22 protein-coding genes are annotated in these 21,709 nt (G+C 64.8%); 14 read left to right on the forward strand and 8 right to left on the reverse strand.

All coding sequences use genetic code 11. The features are described 5' to 3' along the window. Window positions 1-78 precede the first annotated feature (78 nt). Window positions 79-993 carry a LysR family transcriptional regulator gene (locus KUF59_RS33920; RefSeq protein WP_212458956.1) on the forward strand — a complete coding sequence of 305 codons (915 nt, stop codon included), beginning with the start codon at window positions 79-81 and terminating at the stop codon, window positions 991-993. Window positions 994-1,113: 120 nt separating this feature from the next. On the opposite strand, the gene KUF59_RS33925 is transcribed toward KUF59_RS33920, so the two are convergent. From KUF59_RS33925 to KUF59_RS33935, 3 genes are all read right to left on the reverse strand, one after another. After that, on the reverse strand, window positions 1,114-1,734 hold the full coding sequence (locus KUF59_RS33925) for a glutathione S-transferase family protein (protein ID WP_258767606.1): 621 nt from the start codon (window positions 1,732-1,734) through the stop codon (window positions 1,114-1,116). A gap of 63 nt (window positions 1,735-1,797) precedes the next feature. After that, window positions 1,798-2,271 carry a nuclear transport factor 2 family protein gene (locus KUF59_RS33930; protein WP_258767607.1) on the reverse strand — a complete coding sequence of 158 codons (474 nt, stop codon included), beginning with the start codon at window positions 2,269-2,271 and terminating at the stop codon, window positions 1,798-1,800. Further along, window positions 2,252-3,112 carry a helix-turn-helix domain-containing protein gene (locus tag KUF59_RS33935; RefSeq protein WP_258767608.1) on the reverse strand — a complete coding sequence of 287 codons (861 nt, stop codon included), beginning with the start codon at window positions 3,110-3,112 and terminating at the stop codon, window positions 2,252-2,254. The genes KUF59_RS33930 and KUF59_RS33935 overlap by 20 nt, the downstream gene beginning before the upstream one ends. A 105-nt stretch (window positions 3,113-3,217) precedes the next feature. Here KUF59_RS33935 and KUF59_RS33940 point away from each other — a divergent pair, with 105 nt between their 5' ends. Both KUF59_RS33940 and KUF59_RS33945 read left to right on the forward strand, forming a co-directional pair. Then, on the forward strand, window positions 3,218-3,592 hold the full coding sequence (locus KUF59_RS33940) for a nuclear transport factor 2 family protein (protein ID WP_258767609.1): 375 nt from the start codon (window positions 3,218-3,220) through the stop codon (window positions 3,590-3,592). A gap of 90 nt (window positions 3,593-3,682) precedes the next feature. Then, a complete protein-coding gene (locus tag KUF59_RS33945; RefSeq protein WP_258767610.1) occupies window positions 3,683-4,963 on the forward strand; it encodes a flavin-dependent oxidoreductase in 1,281 nt (426 codons plus the stop codon). Between the two features lie 29 nt (window positions 4,964-4,992). On the opposite strand, the gene KUF59_RS33950 is transcribed toward KUF59_RS33945, so the two are convergent. The 3 genes from KUF59_RS33950 to mutY form a co-directional block, all read right to left on the reverse strand. Continuing rightward, window positions 4,993-5,475 carry a hypothetical protein gene (locus KUF59_RS33950; protein WP_212458882.1) on the reverse strand — a complete coding sequence of 161 codons (483 nt, stop codon included), beginning with the start codon at window positions 5,473-5,475 and terminating at the stop codon, window positions 4,993-4,995. Between the two features lie 203 nt (window positions 5,476-5,678). Beyond that, a complete protein-coding gene (locus KUF59_RS33955; protein ID WP_258767611.1) occupies window positions 5,679-6,098 on the reverse strand; it encodes a PaaI family thioesterase in 420 nt (139 codons plus the stop codon). A 59-nt stretch (window positions 6,099-6,157) separates the two neighbouring features. Next, window positions 6,158-7,255, reverse strand: a complete 1,098-nt coding sequence (gene mutY, locus KUF59_RS33960; protein WP_258767612.1) for an A/G-specific adenine glycosylase — start codon at window positions 7,253-7,255, stop codon at window positions 6,158-6,160. A gap of 83 nt (window positions 7,256-7,338) precedes the next feature. Here mutY and KUF59_RS33965 point away from each other — a divergent pair, with 83 nt between their 5' ends. The 11 genes from KUF59_RS33965 to KUF59_RS34015 all read left to right on the forward strand — a co-directional run bounded on the left by KUF59_RS33965 (window position 7,339) and on the right by KUF59_RS34015 (window position 18,774). Continuing rightward, window positions 7,339-7,623, forward strand: coding sequence for a type II toxin-antitoxin system RelE/ParE family toxin (locus KUF59_RS33965; RefSeq protein ID WP_258767613.1), 285 nt, complete (start codon window positions 7,339-7,341; stop codon window positions 7,621-7,623). Beyond that, window positions 7,595-7,918, forward strand: coding sequence for a HigA family addiction module antitoxin (locus KUF59_RS33970; protein WP_212458886.1), 324 nt, complete (start codon window positions 7,595-7,597; stop codon window positions 7,916-7,918). The genes KUF59_RS33965 and KUF59_RS33970 overlap by 29 nt, the downstream gene beginning before the upstream one ends. A gap of 3 nt (window positions 7,919-7,921) precedes the next feature. Next, window positions 7,922-8,401, forward strand: coding sequence for a DUF721 domain-containing protein (locus tag KUF59_RS33975; RefSeq protein ID WP_212458887.1), 480 nt, complete (start codon window positions 7,922-7,924; stop codon window positions 8,399-8,401). A 153-nt stretch (window positions 8,402-8,554) separates the two neighbouring features. Continuing rightward, window positions 8,555-9,211, forward strand: a complete 657-nt coding sequence (locus KUF59_RS33980; protein ID WP_212458888.1) for a DsbA family protein — start codon at window positions 8,555-8,557, stop codon at window positions 9,209-9,211. Window positions 9,212-9,429: 218 nt separating this feature from the next. Further along, a complete protein-coding gene (smc, locus tag KUF59_RS33985; protein ID WP_258767614.1) occupies window positions 9,430-12,894 on the forward strand; it encodes a chromosome segregation protein SMC in 3,465 nt (1,154 codons plus the stop codon). 115 nt (window positions 12,895-13,009) lie between these two features. Further along, entirely contained in the window at window positions 13,010-13,978 is a 969-nt protein-coding gene (locus tag KUF59_RS33990) for a small ribosomal subunit Rsm22 family protein (protein ID WP_258767615.1), read from the forward strand. Between the two features lie 767 nt (window positions 13,979-14,745). Next, a complete protein-coding gene (locus KUF59_RS33995; protein ID WP_258767616.1) occupies window positions 14,746-15,306 on the forward strand; it encodes a LemA family protein in 561 nt (186 codons plus the stop codon). Window positions 15,307-15,335: 29 nt separating this feature from the next. Beyond that, a complete protein-coding gene (locus tag KUF59_RS34000) occupies window positions 15,336-16,553 on the forward strand; it encodes a M48 family metallopeptidase (RefSeq protein WP_258767617.1) in 1,218 nt (405 codons plus the stop codon). 183 nt (window positions 16,554-16,736) lie between these two features. Further along, complete coding sequence (locus KUF59_RS34005) at window positions 16,737-17,498, forward strand: P-loop NTPase family protein (RefSeq protein WP_212458893.1); 762 nt, start codon at window positions 16,737-16,739, stop codon at window positions 17,496-17,498. 62 nt (window positions 17,499-17,560) lie between these two features. Then, on the forward strand, window positions 17,561-18,229 hold the full coding sequence (locus tag KUF59_RS34010) for a hypothetical protein (RefSeq protein ID WP_212406364.1): 669 nt from the start codon (window positions 17,561-17,563) through the stop codon (window positions 18,227-18,229). Window positions 18,230-18,441: 212 nt separating this feature from the next. Continuing rightward, complete coding sequence (locus KUF59_RS34015; protein ID WP_212458894.1) at window positions 18,442-18,774, forward strand: GIY-YIG nuclease family protein; 333 nt, start codon at window positions 18,442-18,444, stop codon at window positions 18,772-18,774. 67 nt (window positions 18,775-18,841) lie between these two features. Here KUF59_RS34015 and KUF59_RS34020 read toward each other — a convergent pair whose 3' ends face one another. Both KUF59_RS34020 and KUF59_RS34025 read right to left on the reverse strand, forming a co-directional pair. Continuing rightward, the gene (locus KUF59_RS34020) at window positions 18,842-19,381 is read right to left on the reverse strand and encodes an adenine phosphoribosyltransferase (protein ID WP_212458895.1); all 540 of its coding nucleotides are present in this window, start codon (window positions 19,379-19,381) and stop codon (window positions 18,842-18,844) included. A gap of 10 nt (window positions 19,382-19,391) precedes the next feature. Continuing rightward, window positions 19,392-21,557 carry an anthranilate synthase component I gene (locus KUF59_RS34025; RefSeq protein ID WP_258767618.1) on the reverse strand — a complete coding sequence of 722 codons (2,166 nt, stop codon included), beginning with the start codon at window positions 21,555-21,557 and terminating at the stop codon, window positions 19,392-19,394. Window positions 21,558-21,709: the final 152 nt, after the last annotated feature.

The following is a 21,709-nucleotide window of genomic DNA, read 5'->3' on the forward strand; positions in this document are numbered from 1 at the left end:
TGGTGAGTTCGCCAAGGGATCATCGTCGTGCGAGCAACATTCTTCCAATCGATAGTGAATATGATATCTATTCACCTGATGAATTTGAATGCGCTTGACCTCAATTTGCTGACCGCGCTCGACGCGCTGCTGCGCGAGGCGAACGTCAGCCGCGCCGCCCTGCGGATAGGCCTGTCGCAGCCGGCGGCGAGCCACGCGCTGCAGCGGCTGCGCGACATCTTTGGCGATCCGCTCCTGGTGCGGACCGGCGCGCGGATGGAGCTGACGCCGCGGGCGCAGGCGCTGCGCGCACCGCTGGCCCAGGCGCTCGACCAGGTCCGCGGCCTGTTCGTGCCTGATGACTTCGACGCCGCGCGTAGCGAGCGGCATTTTCGCCTGATGATGCCGGACCTCGCGGTCGAGCTTTTGATGCCGCCGCTGATGGCCAAAGTGACGCGGCTTGCGCCCAACGTCCGCATCGAGGTGGTGCCGTGGCGGGGACCGGCGATCTTCCACGCCGAGTTCGCCCGCACCATCGACCTCGTTATCTCGATCGGCAACGCCTTCAGGGGATTTCACCGCCAGCCGCTCTACACCGACAGCGACGCGCTCGCGGTGCGGCGCGGCCATCCGCTCGGCGCAAAACTGAAGCGGCGCGATGCGTTCCTCGAAGCACGCCACGTCGCGGTGATCATCCGCGGCCAGAGTGAGGATTTGATCGACACCTGGCTGCGAGCCAAGGGCGTCGAACGGCACATCGCGCTGGTCGTGCCCGGCTACATCGAAGCACTGCACGTCGCGGCCCGCACCGACCTCGTCGCCTTCGTGCCGCGGCGGCTGATCGGCGCGCTCGCGAAGCAACTGTCGCTCACGGCCGTGACACCACCGCTCGACCCGGGCATCGACGAGCAGTTCATGTTCTATCCGACCCGCGCGCAGATGGATCCCGGTTCGATCTGGCTCAGGCGGCTGATGCTGGAGACGGGGCGGGAATTGGAGAAGAGAACCTCGTAGGTGGGTTAGCCCTGCGGATGCGCGAAGCGCAGTCCGCTCGGCGTAACCCACCACTTCTGTCGTCGCGAGAGAAGAGGTGGGTTACGCTACGCTAACCCACCCTACTTTTTCCGGACTGCGTTAGACCTTCTCCGCATCCAACACCTTCCGCACCGCGGGCCGCTCCGCCATCCGCTTGAAATGGTCCGCAACCTTCGGCGTCGCCTTGATGTCGACGCCGTCGCCTTCGAGCCATTGCGCGATGGTGAAGAGATAGGGATCGCAGATCGTGTAGCTCTCGCCCATCACCCACGGCCCCCTGAACATCTTCTGCTCGATGAGGGCAAAGCAGCCGCCGACGGTCTTCGGGATCATGCGCTTCATGTCGGCAAAGGAGCTTTCCTCGCTCGCCCAGCGCGCGCCGCGCAGCTTGTGGGCGTGGGCAACATGCACGGTGGAGCAGAGATAGGAGTTGAACGACTGCACCTCGGCAAAGGCAAAGACGTCGTCGAACGGCGCGAGCTTCGCCTTGGGGAAGGTCTGCGCGATATAGGCGAGCATCGCCGGGGTCTCGGTCAGGACGCCGCGCTTCGTCACCAGCGACGGCACGCGCGCCTTCGGGTTGATCTCGAGATATTCCGGGCTGTTCTGCTGGTTGGCCTTGAAGTAGAGCCGTTCGGTCGTGTAGTCGGCGCCGGCCTCTTCCAGGGCGATGTGGGAGGCGAGCGCGCAGGTGCCGGGGGCGTAGTAGAGCTTCAACATGTCGGACCTCGTGCGAAAGTTGGACGTTAGCGGCGGCGACGCGCGCCGTCTACCCTCGGCGCTTCAGCGCCCGCGCGGCTGAAGCTTGCCGTCGATGTAGACGCTCACGATCGTGTCATCAGCGGGATAGTGCTCCGGCGCCACCGCCGTGAGCTGCGCCTGGATGCATGTCCAGACGCCGTTCTCGCGCAGATATGTATCGGTGTACATGGTCATGCCGGTGACGTCCTTGCCGTCGCGGCGCCGAATGTGCTTGTTGGTGGAGCGCACCAGGGCGACGTCGCCGATGACGGTGATGAGCTCGTCGCGCACGTCCCAATAGATGATGACTTTTGGATCGAACGCGGTGGCCCAGTATTTCAGATAGCTGGCGCGATCCCAGCGCTGGCCTGTCGGCCAGATGTTGATGAAGTCGGAATGCAGCAGCGCGTCGTGCGAAGCGACGTCGCTGGTCACGAAATTATGGATGAAGCGGGCGTTGATCGCACGCAGCTCGTCCATGACCGTCGATGGATGACTAACCGTAGCTGAATGCATGCTGGTCTCCCGTGTCTGAAGCGGCGAGTTGGCGTGCCATCTCGGCGGTCGCCTCGTCGGCCGGAAAGAAGCATTCAATCTTGATCTGCTGGAGCACCGCATCCGTCGGCATCGCCAGCGTCGTGAACGTCGAGAAGAACGACAGCCGATAGTCGCCCTTGGCGAGCTGCATCGTCATGACCGGAGACGACGCCGACGCGTGGCCGGGAAGCCGCCACTCGGCCGACACGCCGGGATAGGCCGAGATCTCGTCGAGCAGTTTTGCCGACGCGCGGCTGCCTTGCGCGACTTCGCGATGCAGGATGCGGATCAACTGCCCCGCGAACTCCGCCCAGTTCACCATGAACTGCCTGAGGCCCCCGGGGTGAAAGACGGCATGCATGGCGTTGTTGCCGAGGTCGCCTTCCATGTCGAAGGCATCGCGGAACGGCATGAGCAACCGCGACGATCCCCGATTGCGCATGCGGACGTCCCAGTGACCGTCGATGACGATGCCCGGATACGGCTCCTGCTGCCGCAGCATGAAGTCCAGCGCCTGCCGCACCGGCTGCAAATTTTCCGCTGCCAGTCCCTTGTCGCCATAGGGCGGCACGAAACCGGCCGCGACGTGCAGCGCATTCCGCTCCTCCAGCGGCAAATCGAGGACGCTGCCGAGGAGCTGCACCATGTCCCGGCTCGGCTGCGAGCGCCCGGTCTCCAGGAAGCACAGGTGCCTCGCGGACACGTTGGCATCGCTCGCGAGCTCGATCTGGGTGAGACGCCGCACATTGCGCCAATGCTTCAGCAGGCTGCTGAAATGCCCGCTCGCGACGTCCTGCGAATTCTGGGTTGGCTCGCTCATGGAGGCGCAATCTAGACCATCAGGTCAGAAGGGCAATTACCTCGGATGTAAGTGACCCGCTGCCAATTCCCTGCGACAGTCGCGCTGCAACGGTGGAGAGCAATCATGGGCCATGATGCAATCGCTGACGTCGTGACCGCCTATATGGCGGCGTGGAACGAGCCCGACTCGACACGCAGACAGGCCTTGCTCGCACAGTGCTGGAGCGATGACGGCGTCTATGTCGATCCCAGCGTCTCGCTTGCGGGGCGCGATGCGCTCGCGGGTCATATCGCCAAGGTGCAGGCCCATAGGCCTGGTGCCCGGCTCGAATTCATGAGCGGTATCGATGTCCACCACGACGTGCTCCGCTTCCTCTGGCGCCTGGTGCGCGCGGACGGGTCGTGCGGCGACACCTCGATCGATTTTGGCCAGGTCGGCGCCGACGGCAGGTTGGTGAAGATCGTCGGCTTCTTCGGGGCCGCACCGGCGCCCCGATAGGGTCCGCACGGAACGGCCTGCGGCTGTCTTCGCAGTTGCCCCCTGCACCTCTCCATGTCATGACCCCCCGCAAGAGTATGGGGGAGTGAGATGACTGTTCTCATCGCGGGTGGTGGTATTGGCGGACTGACGCTGGCGCTCAGCCTGCACGCAATCGGTGTTCCCGCAAAAGTGTTCGAGAGCGTGGCGGAGCTGAAACCGCTCGGCGTCGGCATCAACGTGCTGCCGCATGCGGTGCGCGAATTGATCGAGCTCGGGCTGATGGACAAGCTCGATGCATCAGGCGTCCGCACCCGCGAGCTCGCCTACTTCTCCAAGCACGGCAAGCCGATCTGGACCGAGCCGCGCGGGCTCGAGGCCGGCTACAAATGGCCGCAATTCTCGATCCATCGCGGCATCCTGCAGCAGCTGCTGCTCGACACCGCGGTCGAGCGGCTCGGCCGCGACAACATTTTGACCAGCCACCATCTGACCGGCTGGAGCGAGACTGAAAACGGCGTGCGCGCCGAGTTCGTGGACAAGGCGACCGGCAAGGCCGCCGGCGCCTACGAAGGCGCGCTGCTGATCGCCGCCGACGGCATCCATTCCGCCGCGCGCGAAAAGCTCTATCCGCAGGAAGGGCCGCCGATCTGGAACGGCCGCATCCTCTGGCGCGGCGTGACGCTGGCAAAGGCCTTCCTCACCGGCCGCACCATGATCATGGCCGGCCACGAGATCCTGAAATTCGTCTGCTATCCGATCAGCCAGCAGCCGGATGCGAACGGCAACCACCTCATCAACTGGGTCGCCGAGCGCCACATGCCGCCGACCTATCAGTGGCGGCGCGAGGACTATAACCGCAAGGCGCGGCTCGAAGAGTTTCTGCCGTGGTTTGAGAACTGGCAGTTCGACTGGCTCGACGTGCCCGGCCTGATCAAGAACTGCCCGCACGCCTACGAATACCCGCTGGTCGACCGCGATCCCGTCAACCAATGGACGTTTGGCCGCGTCACGCTGATGGGCGATGCCGCGCATCCGATGTATCCGATCGGATCGAACGGCGCCTCGCAGGCGATCCTCGATGCCCGCGTCATCACCCGCGAGATCCTTGCGCATGGGACGACGAATGCGGCGCTCGCAGCCTACGAGGCCGAGCGCCGGCCGGCGACCACCGACCTCGTCCTGCTCAACCGCAAGAACGGTCCCGAGCAGGTCATGCAGCTCGTCGAGGAGCGCGCGCCCGACGGCTACAAGGTCGTCACCGACGTGCTGTCGCAGAAGGAGCTGGAGGACATCGCCGCGAACTACAAGCGCGTCGCAGGCTTCCAGGTCGAGGCGCTCAATGCGAAGCCGCCGATCGTGTCGAAGGATGCGAAGCGCGCAAGCACTTGAGCTGGTTCACTTCGGTCTGTCGGCGATCGCTATCGGTGCTTGCCGGTTGCGTCGAACATGTCGACCCAGTTTCGTTGCCACTGCGTCGCGAGTTCCATCCACACTTCGACTGGGTTCGCTGCCGCGGTTGGAGTTGCTGTGAGACTCGGTAAAGACGTTAGTTTTGACAGCATCGCCGATGGTGACGCGGTCATCGGGTTCGGTAATTTGAGCTGCTCTTCCCAGGCGTCCATCATCTGGTCCATCGTCTTAACTTGGATTTCGCCGACGCTCTTCAGCTGCGTGCGGGCGACATCGACGACCTGCGTTGGCCACCCGAGTTTCTTCGCGGCGACTGCCATTTGGTCGAGGACAAGCTCGCCATTTTTCCGGTTTGTGTCGGCAATCTCGTTTCGCCAGGTGGCAAATGCTTTCAAGGCCGCGTTCGCGCCATCGAGGGCCTCCTTGGTGAGCCCAGAAGCATCCACAGGATTGAAGGCGCGAGGTTCGCTCTCAAGGAAGCCGGCAGGCATGACCTATTCTCCATTTGAACGTCCTACCCCCGTCGAAGGCTTTCACGAGGCACCTGAAGGCGCTTGATGTAGATCAAGCGCTCGTGGTCGCGCTGCCGCCCGTCATCCTGCGACGGCATTTGCGGCGGTGACGTCACCCGCCCTGCCAGCACGCATTGCCAGGCCCTTCAGTAGGAAAGAGGAGCGCGCGGCATCACTGTTGCCTACCGTACTACCCTCGCTGCCTCCAACAACCGCTCGGTCGCCGTCGCAGTGACGAGCACGGTACCGTCCTCAGTCATCAGCTTGCTTTCGACGAACGCTATGGTCTTGCCGAGCTGAGTGACTTTCGCCTCGGCGATCAGCGGACCAGGTTTTGCGGGGCTGAGAAAATTCACGGTCATGGTGATGGTGGTGGTGTAGAGCCGGCCCTCGCTCATCACCAGCACCGCCGGGCCCATGGTGTCGTCGAGCATGGCGGAGAGCAGGCCGCCCTGGATGAAGCCCGCGGGGTTGCAGAACTCGGGCTTGCCCTCGAAAGCCAGCCTGATCCAGCCCTCCTCCGGCCGGGCATCGAGCAGACGCCAGCCGAGCAGCTTTGCGCAGGGGGGAGTTTTGAAATCGTCGAGCGCGGTCTTGACCATGGGAACCTCCATCGCGTCCCCTTAGCGCAGCCCTGCTGCCAGCATGCTGTCAGGAGTGACTAGATGTCGAGTGCGTGCGCGATCACCTTGCGCATGACGTTCGGGAGCGCTTCATCGGCAAGCGTCGCAATCGGCACCCAGCGCATGCCCTCCGGCGCGCGCGTGCGATGCTCGACCTTCGCCGTGTAGACTACCAGTTCCAGCGGAAAATGCGTGAAGACGTGGGTGACGACGCCCACCCTGCGCTGCCAGCGCGCGATCCCCTTGATGTCGGGCGCCTGTTCCTTCGCCGCCTCATCGTCCTGGCCGGCGAGCCAGTCCGAGCCCGGCACCTCGGTCATGCCGCCGAGCAGGCCTTTTTCCGGGCGCGAGCGGACCAAAAGTTCGTCGCCACGGGTCACGACGAAGGCGGCGCCGCGCCGGAGCGTTCCGCTCTTCTTCGGCGCCTTGCGCGGAAAGGCCTCCTGCGTGCCCAGCGCACGCGCCGCGCAGTCCTCGTTGAGCGGACACAGCGAGCAGGCCGGCTTCTTCGGCGTACAGATCGAGGAGCCCAGATCCATCAAGGCTTGCGCACTGTCGCCGGCGCGCGTATCCGCGAGCAGCGTTGCCGCCAATTGCTGGATCAGCGGTTTGGACTGCGGCAGCTCTTCCTCAACGGCGAACAAGCGCGATACCACCCGCTCGATGTTGCCGTCGACCGGCATGGTGCGGCGGTCGAACGCGATCGCGGCAATCGCAGCAGCCGTGTAGGGCCCGATCCCCGGCAGCGCGCGCAAGCCTTCCTCCGTGTCGGGAAAGATGCCGCCATGCTCGCGCGCAACCGCGACCGCGCAGGCGTGCAGATTGCGCGCGCGCGAATAATAGCCGAGCCCCGCCCACATCCGCAGCACGTCATCCTGCGAGGCCCGGCCAAGCGCCGAGACATCCGGCCAGCGCGCGACGAATTTTTCGAAATAAGGTCCGACCGCTTTCACTGTCGTCTGCTGGAGCATGATCTCCGACAGCCAGACGCGGTACGGGTCCGGCGTCTCGCCGGCCGCCGCCCGCCACGGCAGGCGGCGACGGTGGCGGTCGTACCATTGCAGGAGGGCGAGCGGACGCGCAGCGGCGGTGGTCGCTGTCGACACCTCCTTCTTGATGGCTGTCCTCGATGGCATGCCTTTGTTCTAGGAGAGGATTCGCCCCGTGGCCAGCATCACCGTTCAGTTGCACGCTATAACGCCTTGCGTTATAGTCAATCATGATCCAGAATTTCGCCGATGCCGAGACGGAGTTGATCTGGTCCGGACGGCGAAGCCGGAAACTTCCGCCTGACATCCAGAACGTCGCACTGCGCAAGCTCCGTCTTCTCAATCAGGCTCGTATGCTGACCGACCTCAGGGTGCCACCCGGCAACCGTCTCGAGGCACTCAAGGCCGATCGTCAGGGACAGCATTCGATCCGGATCAACGACCAGTGGCGCATCTGCTTTATTTGGGACGAGGGAGGACCGAGAGATGTCGAAATCGTCGACTACCACGACTAGGAACGGGTTGCTCCACAATCCCCACCCGGGCGAAATCCTGCTGGAGGAGTTTTTGAAGCCGATGGACCTCAGCCAGAATGCGCTGGCGCGCGCCGTCCATGTTCCGCCCCGGCGGATCAACGAGATCGTGTTGGGCAAGCGCGATATAACCGCGGATACAGACCTCCGGCTGGCTCGCTATTTTGGCCTCTCGGAAGGATTCTTCCTGGGCCTCCAGATGGACTATGATCTGATGCAGCGGCGACGCGAGATCGACCGCGACCTGAAATCCATCCGGCCCCGCGCAGCGGCGTAGACCATGTCCAAACCCGGTCCCATCAGCGCAAAGCCGCTCTCGCTCCTGCTCAACGACGTCTTCAAGGAGGCCTATGCCAAGCAGGGTTTTGCCGCGCGCGAGCTGGTGACGCGGTGGGCGGAGATCGCCGGGCCCGAGATCGCAGTTCATTCCGAGCCGCTGAAGATGCAATGGCCGCGGCCGGTCGAGGGCCAGCCGCAGGAACCGGCGACCCTGGTGCTGCGGGTCGAGGGCCCGATGGCGCTGGAGATCCAGCATTCCTCCGACGTGATCCTGGAGCGGGTCAATCGCTTCTTCGGCTGGAGCGCGGTCGGCAAGCTAGCCTTTCGCCAGGCCCCCCTGTCGCGCAGCAGGCGGCCGGTCCGGCCCCGCCCGCCCGACCCAAAGTCGGTCGCAAAGGTCGCGGAAACCCTCGGCAGCATCGAAGATGAACAGTTGCGGGACGCGCTGGCCCGGCTCGGGGCCGCAATCAAGCGAAATTGAGCCGCCTTGCGCGGCCAAACTGGACCCGTCCTTGCGGCACGCCATTGCCACAAAAGGCGTTTCAAGCTAGCGACAGGCTCGCCTCAATTTGGAACCTCGTTCGCCTTATCCTTCCTAATCTGGGCGAGAACCACGCCACTCCGGGAGCCGACCTTGATCATCACCCGCCGCGCCTTCACCACGATGCTGTCGCTGACCGGCCTTGCCGCGCTGGCCGGGTTGTCGCCGCTGCGGTTCATCTCTGAAGCAATGGCGCAGACCGCCGCCGACGTGGCGAAGCCGGTGTCGCTCCCCGACATGGCGATCGGGCCCGAGAACGCCGCGGTGACCATCACCGAATACGCCTCGATGACCTGCCCGCATTGCGCGGCCTTTAACGAGCAGGTGTTCCCGAAGCTGAAGAAGGAATTCATCGACACCGGCAAGGTGCGTTACATCTTCCGGGAGTTCCCGCTGGACATCAAGGCGGCCGCCGGCTCGATGCTGTCACGCTGCATCGCCAATGGCGACGCGCAAAAATACTTCGCCGTCACCGACATGCTGTTCCGCTCGCAGAACGACTGGGTGACGAAGAACACCACGGAGACGCTGACCCGGATCGGCAAGCAGGCGGGCCTCAGCCCGCAGCAGGTCGAAGCCTGCCTGAAGGACCAGGCGCTGCTCGACAAGATCGCGGCCGACCAGAAGTACGCCAGCGAAGTGTTGAAGGTCGATTCGACGCCGACGTTCTTCATCAACGGCGAGAAGATCAAGGGCGAGGCCTCGTTCGACGAATTCGCGAAGAAGATCAATCCGCTGTTGAAGAGCTGATCTTCACGCTCTGGTCCTGATTCGCAGGGCCGCAGCCGTAGAAATTCCCTCGACATTTCCCTTGGGAAAAGCGGTTTTCGCTGGTTGCCCTTGAGCAGCGGCGCGGCCATTGTCGCACCGCATGAGCCGTATCAAGCGACTCAGCAGACACCGACATTGCCTTCTATGGTATTGTCACGGCAGGGAGATTCGCGCCCTGTCAACAGAGAAGCGTGTTCATGAAAATCACCCGCCTGCGCCTGCATGGTTTCAAGTCGTTCGTCGAGCCCACGGACTTCGTGATCGAACCCGGTCTCACCGGCGTCGTCGGTCCGAACGGGTGCGGCAAATCGAATCTGGTCGAAGCGCTGCGCTGGGCGATGGGCGAGACCTCGTACAAATCGCTGCGCGCCGCCGACATGGACGCCGTGATCTTCGCCGGCTCCGGCAATCGCCCCGCGCGCAACCACGCCGAAGTGACGATGACGATCGACAATGCCGATCGCACGGCACCGGCGGCGATGAATGACAGCCAGCTCCTGGAAATCTCCCGCCGCATCGAGCGCGAGGCGGGTTCGGTCTATCGCATCAACGGCCGCGACGTACGCGCCCGCGACGTGCAGATCCTGTTCGCCGACGCCGCGACCGGCGCACGCTCGCCGGCCCTCGTCCACCAGGGCAAGATCGGCGAGATCATCCAGGCCAAACCCGAGCAGCGCCGCCGCGTGCTGGAAGACGCCGCCGGCGTCGCCGGCCTGCATGCCCGCCGCCACGAGGCGGAGCTGCGCCTGAAGGCCGCCGAAACCAACCTCACCCGCGTCGAGGACGTGATCGGCCAGCTCTCCGGCCAGATGGAAGGGTTGAAGAAACAGGCCCGCCAGGCCGTGCGCTACCGCGAAGTTGCGGCGAAGGTCCGCAAGGCGGAGGCAACCCTGTTCCACCTGCGCTGGATCGCGGCACATGCCGAGGTCAACGATTCCGGCCACACCCATGATCTCGCCGTTCGCGAGATGGCCGAGCGCACTCAGCACCAGGCCGAGGCTGCGCGTATCCAGGCGATCCGGGCGGCCGAGATGCCGGCGCTGCGCGATGCGGAAGCGCGCGCGGCGGCGGGACTGCAGCGCCTCACCAATGCGCGCGAACTGCTCGACCGCGAGGAAGAGCGCGCCAAGGAGCGCGTCGCCGAGCTCGAGCGCCGGCTGACCCAGTTCGAGGGCGACATTGCCCGCGCCCAGCAGCAGACGGGGGATGCCGACGTCGCGCTGGAGCGCCTCGACGCCGAGGACGCCGAGCTGAAGGAAGAGATCAAGTCGCGGGTCGAGAAGCGCTCCGGCGTGGACGAGCGCGTTGGCGAAGCCGAAGCGGTGCTCGCGGAAGCCGAGGGCCAGTTCGCCGAGCTCACCACCGCGCTCGCCGACCTCACCGCGAAGCGCAACCAGTTGGAAGCCAACGTTCGCACGCATCGCGACCGCCTTGCCCGGCTCGATCAGGAGATCGCCGGCGTCGCGGCCGAGGAAGGCAAGCTCGCTGAGGAGACCGGTGGCTTTGGCGACGTCACCGAGCTCGCGGCTCTGGTCGAGACCGCCGAAGAAACGCTCGCAGCGTCCGAAGCTGCCGCGCAAGACAGTGAAGCCGCGCATGTCGCGGCCCGCCAGACGCTGGAATCCTCGCGCTCTCCGCTGAACGAGGCCGACAAGCGCGTGCAGCGGCTTGAAACCGAAGCGCGCACGATCTCCAAGATCGTCAACGGCGAGACCAAGAATCTCTGGCCGCCGATCATCGACGGCATCACGGTCGCCAAGGGTTATGAAAAGGCGATCGGCGCCGCACTCGGCGACGATCTCGACGCGCCCGTCGATCCGTCCGCCCCGATGCGCTGGACCAATGCCGGCGTCACCGATGGCGATCCGGCGCTGCCAGAGGGCGTCGAGGTGCTCGCCGATCACGTTCAGGCCCCCGTCGAGCTCGCCCGTCGTCTCGCTCAGATCGGCGTGGTGTCGCGCGAGCGCGGCGCCGAACTGGTCTCGCAACTCAAGACCGGCCAGCGGCTGGTCTCGCGCGAAGGCGACGTCTGGCGCTGGGACGGTTTTGTCGCAGCGGCGCATGCGCCGACCGGCGCGGCGCGGCGCCTCGCCGAACGCGCCCGCCTCGTCGACATCGAGAACGAGCTGGAGCAGGCCCGCATCGATGCGCAGATCAAGCGTCAAGCGCTCGAGAATGCCGAATCCGAGCTGCAGATGGCGGCCAGCACCGAAGGCGCTTCGCGCGAAGCCTGGCGGGCCGCGCAGCGCGAGCTCAACGTCGCGCGCGAGCGCCATGCGACAGCCGAGCGCGAGATCAACCGTCACGCGGCGCGCAAATCGGCGCTGTCGGAAGCCCATAGCCGCCTCGCCGCCGATCGCGCGGAGGCCGAAGCCGCGCATGAATACGCAGCGGCCGGGATCTCCGAGCTGCCGTCGAGCGAAGACACCGAAGTGCGCCTCGCCGCCGTGCGCAGCGACATCGAGGGTCATCGCCGGCTCGCCGCCCAGGTCCGCGCCGAGGCGCAGGCGCTGGCCCGCGAAGCCGAGCTTGCCGACCGTCGCGTGCAGGCGATCCTCGCCGAGCGCAACGAGTGGCAGAACCGCAAAGAGAGCGCGGCCTCGCACATCGACACCATCCAGGCCCGCATCAGCGAGGTCTCGATCGAGCGCAGCGACCTCGAAAACGCGCCGGCCGTGTTCGCCGAAAAGCGCAGCGCGCTGATCACCGAGATCGAATACGCCGAGAACGACCGCCGTGTCGCCGCCGACGCGCTCGTCGCCGCAGAATCGGCGATGGCCGAAACCGATCGCGTTGCAAAGCTGACGCTCGAGGCACTGTCCAGCGCGCGTGAAGCGACGGCGCGCGCCGAAGAGCGCATGGAGGGCGCGCGGCGCCGTCTCGTCGACATCGAGCGCGAGATCCACGACATGCTCGAGGTCGAGCCGCAGGCCGTTGCCGGCCTTGCCGAAATCGAGCCCGGCGCGGAGTTGCCGCCGCTGGGCGAAATCGAGGAAGACCTGGAAAAGCTGCGCCGCGACCGCGAGCGCCTGGGTGCAGTGAACCTGCGCGCCGAGGAGGAGCTGCGTGAGGTCGAGACCCAGCACACCAGCCTCACCACCGAGCGCGACGACCTCGTCGAAGCCATCAAGCGGCTGCGCCAGGGCATCCAGAGCCTCAACAAGGAAGCCCGCGAGCGACTCCTGACCTCGTTCGAGACGGTCAACGACCACTTCAAGCGCCTGTTCGTCGAACTGTTCGGCGGCGGCGAAGCCGCGTTGCACCTGATCGAGAGCGAGGATCCGCTGGAAGCCGGCCTCGAGATCATCGCAAAGCCGCCGGGCAAGAAGCCGCAGACGCTGTCGCTGCTCTCGGGCGGCGAGCAGGCGCTCACCGCGACCGCGCTGATCTTTGCGGTGTTCCTCACCAACCCGTCGCCGATCTGCGTGCTGGACGAAGTCGACGCACCGCTCGACGACCACAATGTCGAGCGCTACTGCAACCTGCTGAACGAGATGACGGCCTCGACCGACACCCGCTTCATCATCATCACGCACAATCCGATCACGATGGCACGGATGAACCGGCTGTACGGTGTCACCATGGCCGAGCGCGGCGTGTCGCAGCTCGTCTCGGTCAATCTGGAGCAGGCCGTGGATATCCTGGACCAGAACGTGGCGTGAGATTATTGGTCGTCATTCCGGGGCGATGCGAAGCATCGAACCCGGAATCTCGCGCCACAAGCTCTAGATTCCGGATTCGCGCTACGCGCGCCCCGGAATGACGAGAGAGTTTGTCATGATCCCGCCCACCCTCCCCGCTGAACTCAAAGCCGCGCTCGACGGCAAGCTCCAGGGTTTTTCGCGCACCGACGCGGCGCAACGGTCGTCGCAAATCTCGAACAGATATCGCGCGGGCGGAAACTCCGGCGCGATCAAGTCCGATGCCGATGCGCTGGCCTACGCGCTCGCACGCATGCCCGCGACCTACGCGGCCGTTGCGGCCAGCCTGAACGCGCTGATCGAGATCATGCCGGAGCTGGCACCGGAAAGCCTGCTCGATGTCGGCGCCGGGCCGGGCACGGCGAGCTGGGCCGCCGCAGAGGCGTTTCCCTCGCTGGAATCGTTCACGCTGCTCGACGCCAACACCACATTGAGCCGTCTGGCGCTCGAGCTTGCGCACGACAGCACGCGGCTGGCCGACTGCCGCTATCTGCCCGGCGATGCCGGCACGAACCTCACTGAAGCGTCGCCCGCCGATCTCGTCGTCGCGAGTTATCTGATCGGCGAGCTGAGCGAGAGCGATCAGCGTGCGCTCGCGGACGCGATGTGGGCGAAGGCGCGCCACGCGCTCGTCGTGATCGAGCCCGGCACGCCGGCGGGCTATGCGCGCATCCTCGCGTTGCGTGAGCGCCTGATCGCCGCGGGCGCCCATGTCGCGGCGCCCTGCCCGCACGACAAGCCTTGCCCGCTCACGCCACCCGACTGGTGCCATTTCAACCAGCGCCTTCCGCGCTCGCAGGCCCACCGTCAGATCAAGGGCGCGGACGTGCCGTTCGAGGACGAGCGGTTCATCTACGTGGCGCTGACCCGCACGCCGGTTGCGGCACAGAGGTCGCGCGTACTGGCTCCGCCTGCCAACGGCAAGGCCGAGATCACGGCAAAACTCTGCACCGAGGACGGCGTCGCGCTGGCAAAGGTGCCGCGGCGCGACAAGGCGGCCTATGCGGATGCGCGGCGCTGGCGCTGGGGCGACGCCATCACATAACGCGATCGCTTCGACGACCGAGCTACGGGCCGCTATGAGATCTTGCAGTATCATGCTATCCGAGGTTGATAACGCGTACATGGTCTGACCATCGGCACGATGCCCGCATCAGTCCCGCAGCACCCTACTCCCAGGCAATCGCTGACATTCGCTCCAGGATGGACTGTTGAGCTCGATCTTGAAGCACGACGGCTGACGATCCTGAGGGACACCTTGGTCCCGTGGCCAGCGCACCTCCGACGGAAAATCTTCAACTATTGTACCTTCGACGAATGCAGTGCGTTGGGTACCGTCCCGCACGGTTCGTACGACATGGATGGTCCCGAATTGTTGGGCGTGTATCTGGACTTCAGAGGTGGAAGAGAGGTCATTCCTGTAGGCCCCCCGAGTGAGGCTTCAAGACTTGCGACGGAGTTGTCCGTGGCAACGGGGATACCAAGGCGCGACGTAAAGAACCGGCACCTCCCGCTGTGGGGCCGCGATGACTGACGGACGATGTGGAAGGGGCGATTGGGTGACGCTGGACGCGACGCCGCGCCCCCAGAATCGCGCGTAGCTGCACTGCTCGGCATCCCAAGATTGGCCACCATGGTGGAGCGACCAGCCGCCGGCCGCCATCATGGCAGAAAGTTAACCTCATCCCTGCCTTTTCCCTTGAACTCGGATGGCTCCACATCCGACCAAGTCATACCTCCCTCCTGCGCCGGTGCCATCCGGCGCCATATTGGGTTACCCTGCCCACCTTCTTCCCCCATCAGGAGTTCTCCATGTCGACCGGCTGGATCGTTCTCGGCGTTATCGTCGTCCTCGTGCTGTTCGCCTTCGGCGCCTACAACCGGCTGGTCGCGCTGAGCCAGCGCGTCGGCCAGGCCTTCGCGGATATCGACGTGCAGCTCAAGCAGCGCCACGACCTGGTTCCGAACCTGGTCGAGACGGTGAAGGGCTACGCCTCGCATGAGCGCGGCACGCTCGATGACGTCATCAAGGCACGCAATTCGGCGATGTCGGCGCAGGGACCAGCGCAGGTGTCGGCGGCCGAGAACCAGCTCTCCGGCGCGCTGGGGCGGCTGATCGCGCTGTCGGAGGCCTATCCGGACCTCAAGGCCAACGCCAACTTCCAGCAGCTTGCGAGCGAGCTCTCCGACCTCGAGAACAAGATCGCGGCGAGCCGCCGCTTCTTCAACAACGCGGTCCAGGAATACAACACCGGCATCCAGCAGATGCCCGCCGCGCTGTTCGCCGGCATGTTCGGCTTCACCCGCAAGGACTTCTTCGATCTCGGCGCGAGCCGCACCGAGGTCGAGGCGGCGCCGCAGGTCAAGTTCTGATCGCGGATTGACCGGCAGGACAGCGCGCCATGGCCGCGTATGGTCTCTACACGCATATCGCATCGAACAAGGTCCGTTCGATGCTGCTGCTCGCGGGCCTGTTCCTGCTGCTCTACGTGCTGGTCTATGCAGGCGCGCTGGTCGCCGAAGTCGTCATCAACAGCAATCGCAGCGTCAGCTACTACCTGACGCACGCGCTCTCAGACCTGAAGAGTGCGGCGCCGATCGCTACGATCGCGGCGATCGTCTGGATCATCGTCGCGTATTTCTTCCATCAGTCGATGATCGACGCGGTCACCGGCGGCCACAGCGTGACCCGGCAGGAAGAACCGCGGCTCTATAATTTGCTTGAAAATCTCTGCATCTCGCGCGGCATCACCATGCCGAAGCTGAAGATCATGGAGAGCCCGGCGCTGAACGCGTTCGCGACCGGGCTCAACCCGCGGCAATATTCCATCACCGTCACCACCGGTCTCCTGCACGCGCTGAACGACCAGGAGATCGAGGCGGTGCTCGGCCACGAGCTGACCCACATCAAGAACGGCGACGTGCAGCTCATGGTCGTCGCCGTGATCATCGCCGGCGTAGTCGGCTTCTTCGGCGAACTGTTCTTCCGCCTGTTCACGAATTTCAGCTGGAGCTCGGGCTCTGGCGGCTCGTGGTCGTCAGGCTCCTCGTCGTCCCGCTCGTCATCCTCCTCCAGCGACAGCAAGAGTTCCGGCGGCGGCGCGGTCATCGTCATCATCATCGCGGTGGTGCTGATCGTGGTGGCCTGGCTGATGTCGCAGGTGGTGAAGCTCGCGCTGTCCCGCTCGCGCGAATTTTTGGCCGACGCGGGCTCGGTCGAATTGACCAAGAACCCCGACGCGATGATCTCCGCGCTGCGCAAGATCGAGAACCGCGGCGAACTGCCGGGCGCGACCTCCGCGGTGATGGAGCTCTGCGTCGACAATCCCCGCGAAGGCTTTGCCGACCTGTTTGCGACCCACCCTTCCGTGGATTCGCGCGTCGACGCGCTGGTCAAGTTTGCCGGCGGCCACGACCCGGGGCCGCTGCCGCCGCCGTCGGACGAGGCCCAAGAACAGGATGCGCAGGACGCGCAGGCCGACGAGCAAGCCGCCCCGCCCGCGCTGCCCAAGGGCCCGTGGAACGACTCCGGCAAGACCGCCGAGACAGCGCCGCCCCCACTGGCTGGCCCCTCCGGAACCATTTTGGGCAATCCAATGGGGCCTTGGGGCCGTCATTGAGTGCACAATCTGCGACCTGATGCGCGGATCGCACGGCGATCGGAAAAAAGCCAGCGGAATCGCCGCCGCTGCGCTGCAAAGAATTGAATTATCCCTTGTTTCTGCCATGTTCGCGCCCAACAGCAGACAACAGACCTGACCGATCCGCTATCCGCGATCGGGGGCGCGCGTTAGGGGACGTCAATGGCAAAGCCGGCAGTGGTTGTGGTGGGCGCGGACAAGGGCGGGGTCGGCAAGACCACGGTATCGCGCACCTTGCTCGATTATTTTTCCGCCAACAACGTGCCGACGCGCGCGTTCGACACGGAATCCCCGCGCGGCACGCTGAAGCGCTTCCACCCTGACATCACCGAGATCGTCGACATGACGACGACGGCGGATCAGATGAAGATCTTCGACACGCTCAACGCCGTGAGCCCGTCGGTGACCGTGATCGACGTCCGCGCCGGTCTCTTGTCGCCGGCGCTGGCCTCGCTGCGCGACATCGGCTTCCTCGACGCCGCCAAGGCCGGCCAGATCACCTTCGCCGTGTTCCACATCCTGGGCCCCTCGATCGCCTCGCTGGAGGAGATCGCCGAGACGGCCGGCTTCATGACCGGCGCAAAATATTTCCTGGTGAAGAACTTCATCAACGACACCCAGTTCTTCCAATGGGACCAGGCGACCTACAATTCGTATTTCCACCGCATCAAGGATGCGACGGAACTGACGATCCCGAAACTGAACGAAATGGCCTATGAGCAGGTCGAGGTCTCGTCCGTTCCGTTCCTGAAATTCGTCGCCAACAAGGGCATCCACGACGAGGCCGCGAACTATTCTTTCGTGCTGCGCGGCTATGTCCGGCACTGGCTGGCGAACGTCTGGAGCGAATTCGACCGTATCCGTCTGACCGACATCGTCGGCTCCAAGCCTGCGGCGCGCAGCGGCGGCAGCAGCGAAAAATAGTTGCGAGACCCGTACGGATACGGCTGGATTGGGCGAGACCTTCGCACCGATAATAGCTTCCGATGCCCGCCACGCCCGTCTACATCATCTGCTCAACCCGCCCGCAGGTCGGCAAGACGCTGCTGGCGCGGCTGCTCACGGAATTCCTGCTGCTCAAGAACGGCGACGTCGCCGCCTTCGACGTCAATCTGAAGGAACCGTCGCTGCTCGACTATCTGCCGAAGGTCACCGAGACCGCCGACGTGATCGACACGTTTGGCAAGATGCAGCTCATGGATCGCGTCATCGTCGATGACGGGCTCGCCAAGGTGATCGACCTCGGCTTCCACGCCTTCGACGAGTTCTTCAAGATGACCGACGAGATCGGCCTGCTGAAGGAAGCCGCGCGCCGCCACGTCGCGCCAATGATCCTGTTCGTCGCCGACACCGACCGCATCTCGGCGCGCGCGCATGAGATGCTGCGCGCCCAGATCCCGCGGATCAATCTGATCACCGTGGACAACGAGTTCGTCGTGCGCGGCGAGTTGCCGCCGGCCATGGAGGGCGGCCGGCTGCTCCGCCTGCCGGCGCTGCCAGGCTTCCTCAAGACCTATATCGACCGGCTCAACTTCTCCTTCACCGCCTATCTGCGGAATGAGAAGGACTCTTCGACCGAGCTGCACCAATGGATCCGGCGGAATTACCTCGCCTTCCGCGAGCTCGAGCTCAGCCTGATCCTGCAGCGGTCCTAAGAGCCTGTAAGAATTTCTCGTCATTCCGGGGCGCGCGTCAGCGCGAACCCGGAATCCATTGCGCCGCCGTCTCTGCGGCCTGATGGATTCCGGGCTCGCGACTTCGTCGCGCCCCGGAATAACGGGGATTATTTTACCCGGGTAATATTGACTAGCGGCCGACTTGCCCCTATGAGGTCCGGCGACAACAACATTCTGCCGAGGGCCTTCCCGTGAGCACTGACCGAAAAGCCGCGATCGCCGCCTACAAGGAGCGCAAGGTCTTTGCCGGCATCTACGCGGTCCGCTGCGCTGATACGGGCGAGGCCTGGGTCGGCCAGGCCCTCAACCTCGAAAAGGTCCAGAACCGCATCTGGTTCACGCTGCGCCAGGGCGGCCACCCCTGCCGCAGCCTGCAGGCCGCCTGGAACGCCCATGGCGAGAAGGGCCTCTCATTCGCCGAATGCGAGCGACTGGAGGAGGACGAGACGGACTATGTGAGAAATGCGCTCCTGAAGGAGCGCATGCGGCATTGGCTGGTGGAGCTGAAGGCCGAGGCGATCTGACCGGCCAGAGCGTTTTCAAGCGAAGTGGACACCGGTTCGCGGCAAGAAAACGCGACAAAATAAGAAGCTAGTGCCCCTCGAACGTCATCAGCGTGCGCACGGGAACGCCCATGGCGCGCAGCTTGGCGGCACCGCCGAGCTCCGGCAGGTCGATGATGAAGCAGGCGGCCATCACGTTGGCGCCGATCTGCCGCAGCAGCTTCACCGCGCCCTCCGCGGTGCCGCCGGTGGCGATGAGATCGTCGACCAGGATGACGCGCTCGCCGGGGTGGATGGCATCGACATGCATCTCCATCTCGTCGATGCCGTATTCCAGCGAATAGGCGATGCGGACGGTGGTGTGCGGCAGCTTGCCTTTTTTCCGGATCGGCACGAAGCCCGCCGAGAGCTGGTGCGCCACCGCGCCGCCGAGGATGAAGCCGCGCGCCTCCATGCCGGCGACCTTGTCGATCTTGTTACCGGCCCAGGGATGGACGAGCTCGTCGACGGCACGGCGAAAGGCGCGCGCGTCGGCGAGCAGGGTCGTGATGTCGCGGAACATGATCCCGGGTTTGGGATAGTCCGGGATAGTGCGGACGCTCGCCTTCAGATCGTGATCAAAAGTCATAACCAACCTCTCAACTGGCGGACGCGTCCAGGCGGAACGCGTTCTCGACAATACGCAGGCCCACCTCGCCGCCGAGCGACATCAGTGATTCCGGATGGAATTGCACGCCGGCGACAGGCAACGTCTTGTGCTCCAGCGCCATGGCGACGCCGTCTTCGGTGCTCGCGGTGACGCTCAGCACGTCAGGCATGCTGCCGCGCTCGACATAGAGCGAATGATAGCGGCCGATGACGATCTCGTTCGGCAAATTGCGCATCAGGCGGCCGCCGCGGACCTGCACCCGCGACGGACGGCCGTGGGCGGGATGCGCGAGCTGACCAAGCTCGCCGCCGAAATATTCGCCGATCGCCTGGACGCCGAGGCAGACGCCGAACACCGGCAGCTTCTTCTCGAGCGCCGCATCGATCGTCTTCTTGATCGCGAAGTCTTCTGGCCTGCCGGGTCCGGGCGACAGCACGAGCAAATCCCACTTTTTCTGCTTGAGCATGTCGAGCGCATGCACGTAGCGGACCACGGTCACGCTGGCGCCGACCTGGCGGAAATAGTCGGCGAGCATGTGCACGAAACTGTCGTCATGGTCGATCAGCAGCACCTGCTTGCCGCTGCCGGTCGCATCCGGCGCAAAGGTCGACAGCGGCTTTGGCGGGTCGCCGCGCAGCGCCTGGAACAGGGCTGCCGCCTTGACCTGGCATTCGCGGTCCTCGGCGGCCGGATCTGAATCAAAGAGGCAGGTGGCACCGACGCGGACCTCCGCCAAGCCATCCTTCATGCGGATGGTGCGGATGGTGAGGCCGGTGTTGATGCTGCCGTCGAAATTCACGGCGCCGATGGCGCCGGCATACCAGCGCCGCGGCGAGCGCTCGTGATCCTCGACGAACTGCATCGCCCAGAGCTTTGGCGCGCCGGTTACCGTCACCGCCCAGGCATGGGTCAGGAACGCGTCGAGCGCGTCAAAACCCGGGCGCAAGATGCCTTCGACATGGTCGACGGTGTGGAAGAGTTTTGAGTAGGTCTCGATCTGCCGCCGCGCCAGCACCTTGATGGTGCCGGGCACGCAGACGCGCGCCTTGTCGTTGCGGTCGACGTCGGTGCACATGTTGAGCTCGAACTCGTCCTTCTCCGAGTTCAGGAGCTGACGGATCTGTTCGGCGTCGCCGATCGCGTCGGTGCCGCGCGCGATGGTGCCGGAGATCGGACAGGTCTCGACCCGCCGTCCGTCGGAGCGGACGAACATTTCCGGCGACGCCGACACCAAAAATTCACCGTCGCCGAGATTCATCAGCGCGCCATAGGGCGACGGGTTGATGACGCAGAGCCGCTGGAACACCTCGGCCGGCGAACGGTCGCAGGGTTCTCCGAAGAGCTGGCCGGGCACCGCCTCAAAGAGATCACCGCGGGCGAACGCCGCGCGCGCGGTCTCGACGGTCGCCTGGTATTCGCCCGGCGCGTGGTCGGCAAAGCCCTGGCGCGGCGTCTTGAGGTAGGCGCTGTCAGGCGTCTCGCGCGGCAAGCCCGCACTCGACTGCCCCTTCCAGGCGAAATCGTAGGAGATCACCACGCCGCGGCCGGTGGCGCGGTCATAGGCGAGCAGGCGATCGGGCACGTAGAGCACGATGTCGCGCTGGTCCTTCTCGCGCGAGCGCTTCTGCAGGAGATCCTCGATCTGGAACACGAGGTCGTAAGCGAAGGCGCCGAACAGGCCGAGCATGCCATCGTCATTGGCGGAGAACGCTGCGATCAGATCGCGCACCAGCGACATTACGCTGGCGCGCCGCGTGCGCTGGTCTTCCTCGATGGGCGCATCGCCGCGGATGATGTGACCGGCGAGCCGCGACGGCGTCCGCTCCGAGATCACCACGCAGGGTTCGGCAATGACGTCGCCGAGGAAGGCGATCAGCACCTTGCCGCGGTCGTTGAGCGCTTCCAGCGTGAAATTGAAGCCTGATGTCTCGAGCTTGAGCGGCGGATCGGAGAAGCCGAGGTCAAAGCTCTCGTAGCGGCCGGGGACGGTCGTGCCCGATGACAGCACCACGCCGCGGCGGCGGTCGAGCAGGCTGACGAGATCGTCGAGCCGGTTGGCGCCGCCGGTGAATTGCTCCGCCACGCGCGTGATCGCAAGACCAGCGCGGGTGAGGTATTCGCTTTTGGCCGGAAGGGCAAAAACAGTCCTGTTCATGGGGTCCTCTTACGAAACTTGCCGAGGGAACGCCACACAGGACAAACGATCAGGCCGCCGCACTGCGTTGGCGACCTCTGACGATTTGGGAAAGGAAAATCGCACCGGCCACCTCTTTAGGAGGTGCGCCACCAAAGACGGGATGGGCGGAC

The organism is Bradyrhizobium arachidis (assembly GCF_024758505.1).
Lineage (GTDB): Bacteria > Pseudomonadota > Alphaproteobacteria > Rhizobiales > Xanthobacteraceae > Bradyrhizobium > Bradyrhizobium manausense_C.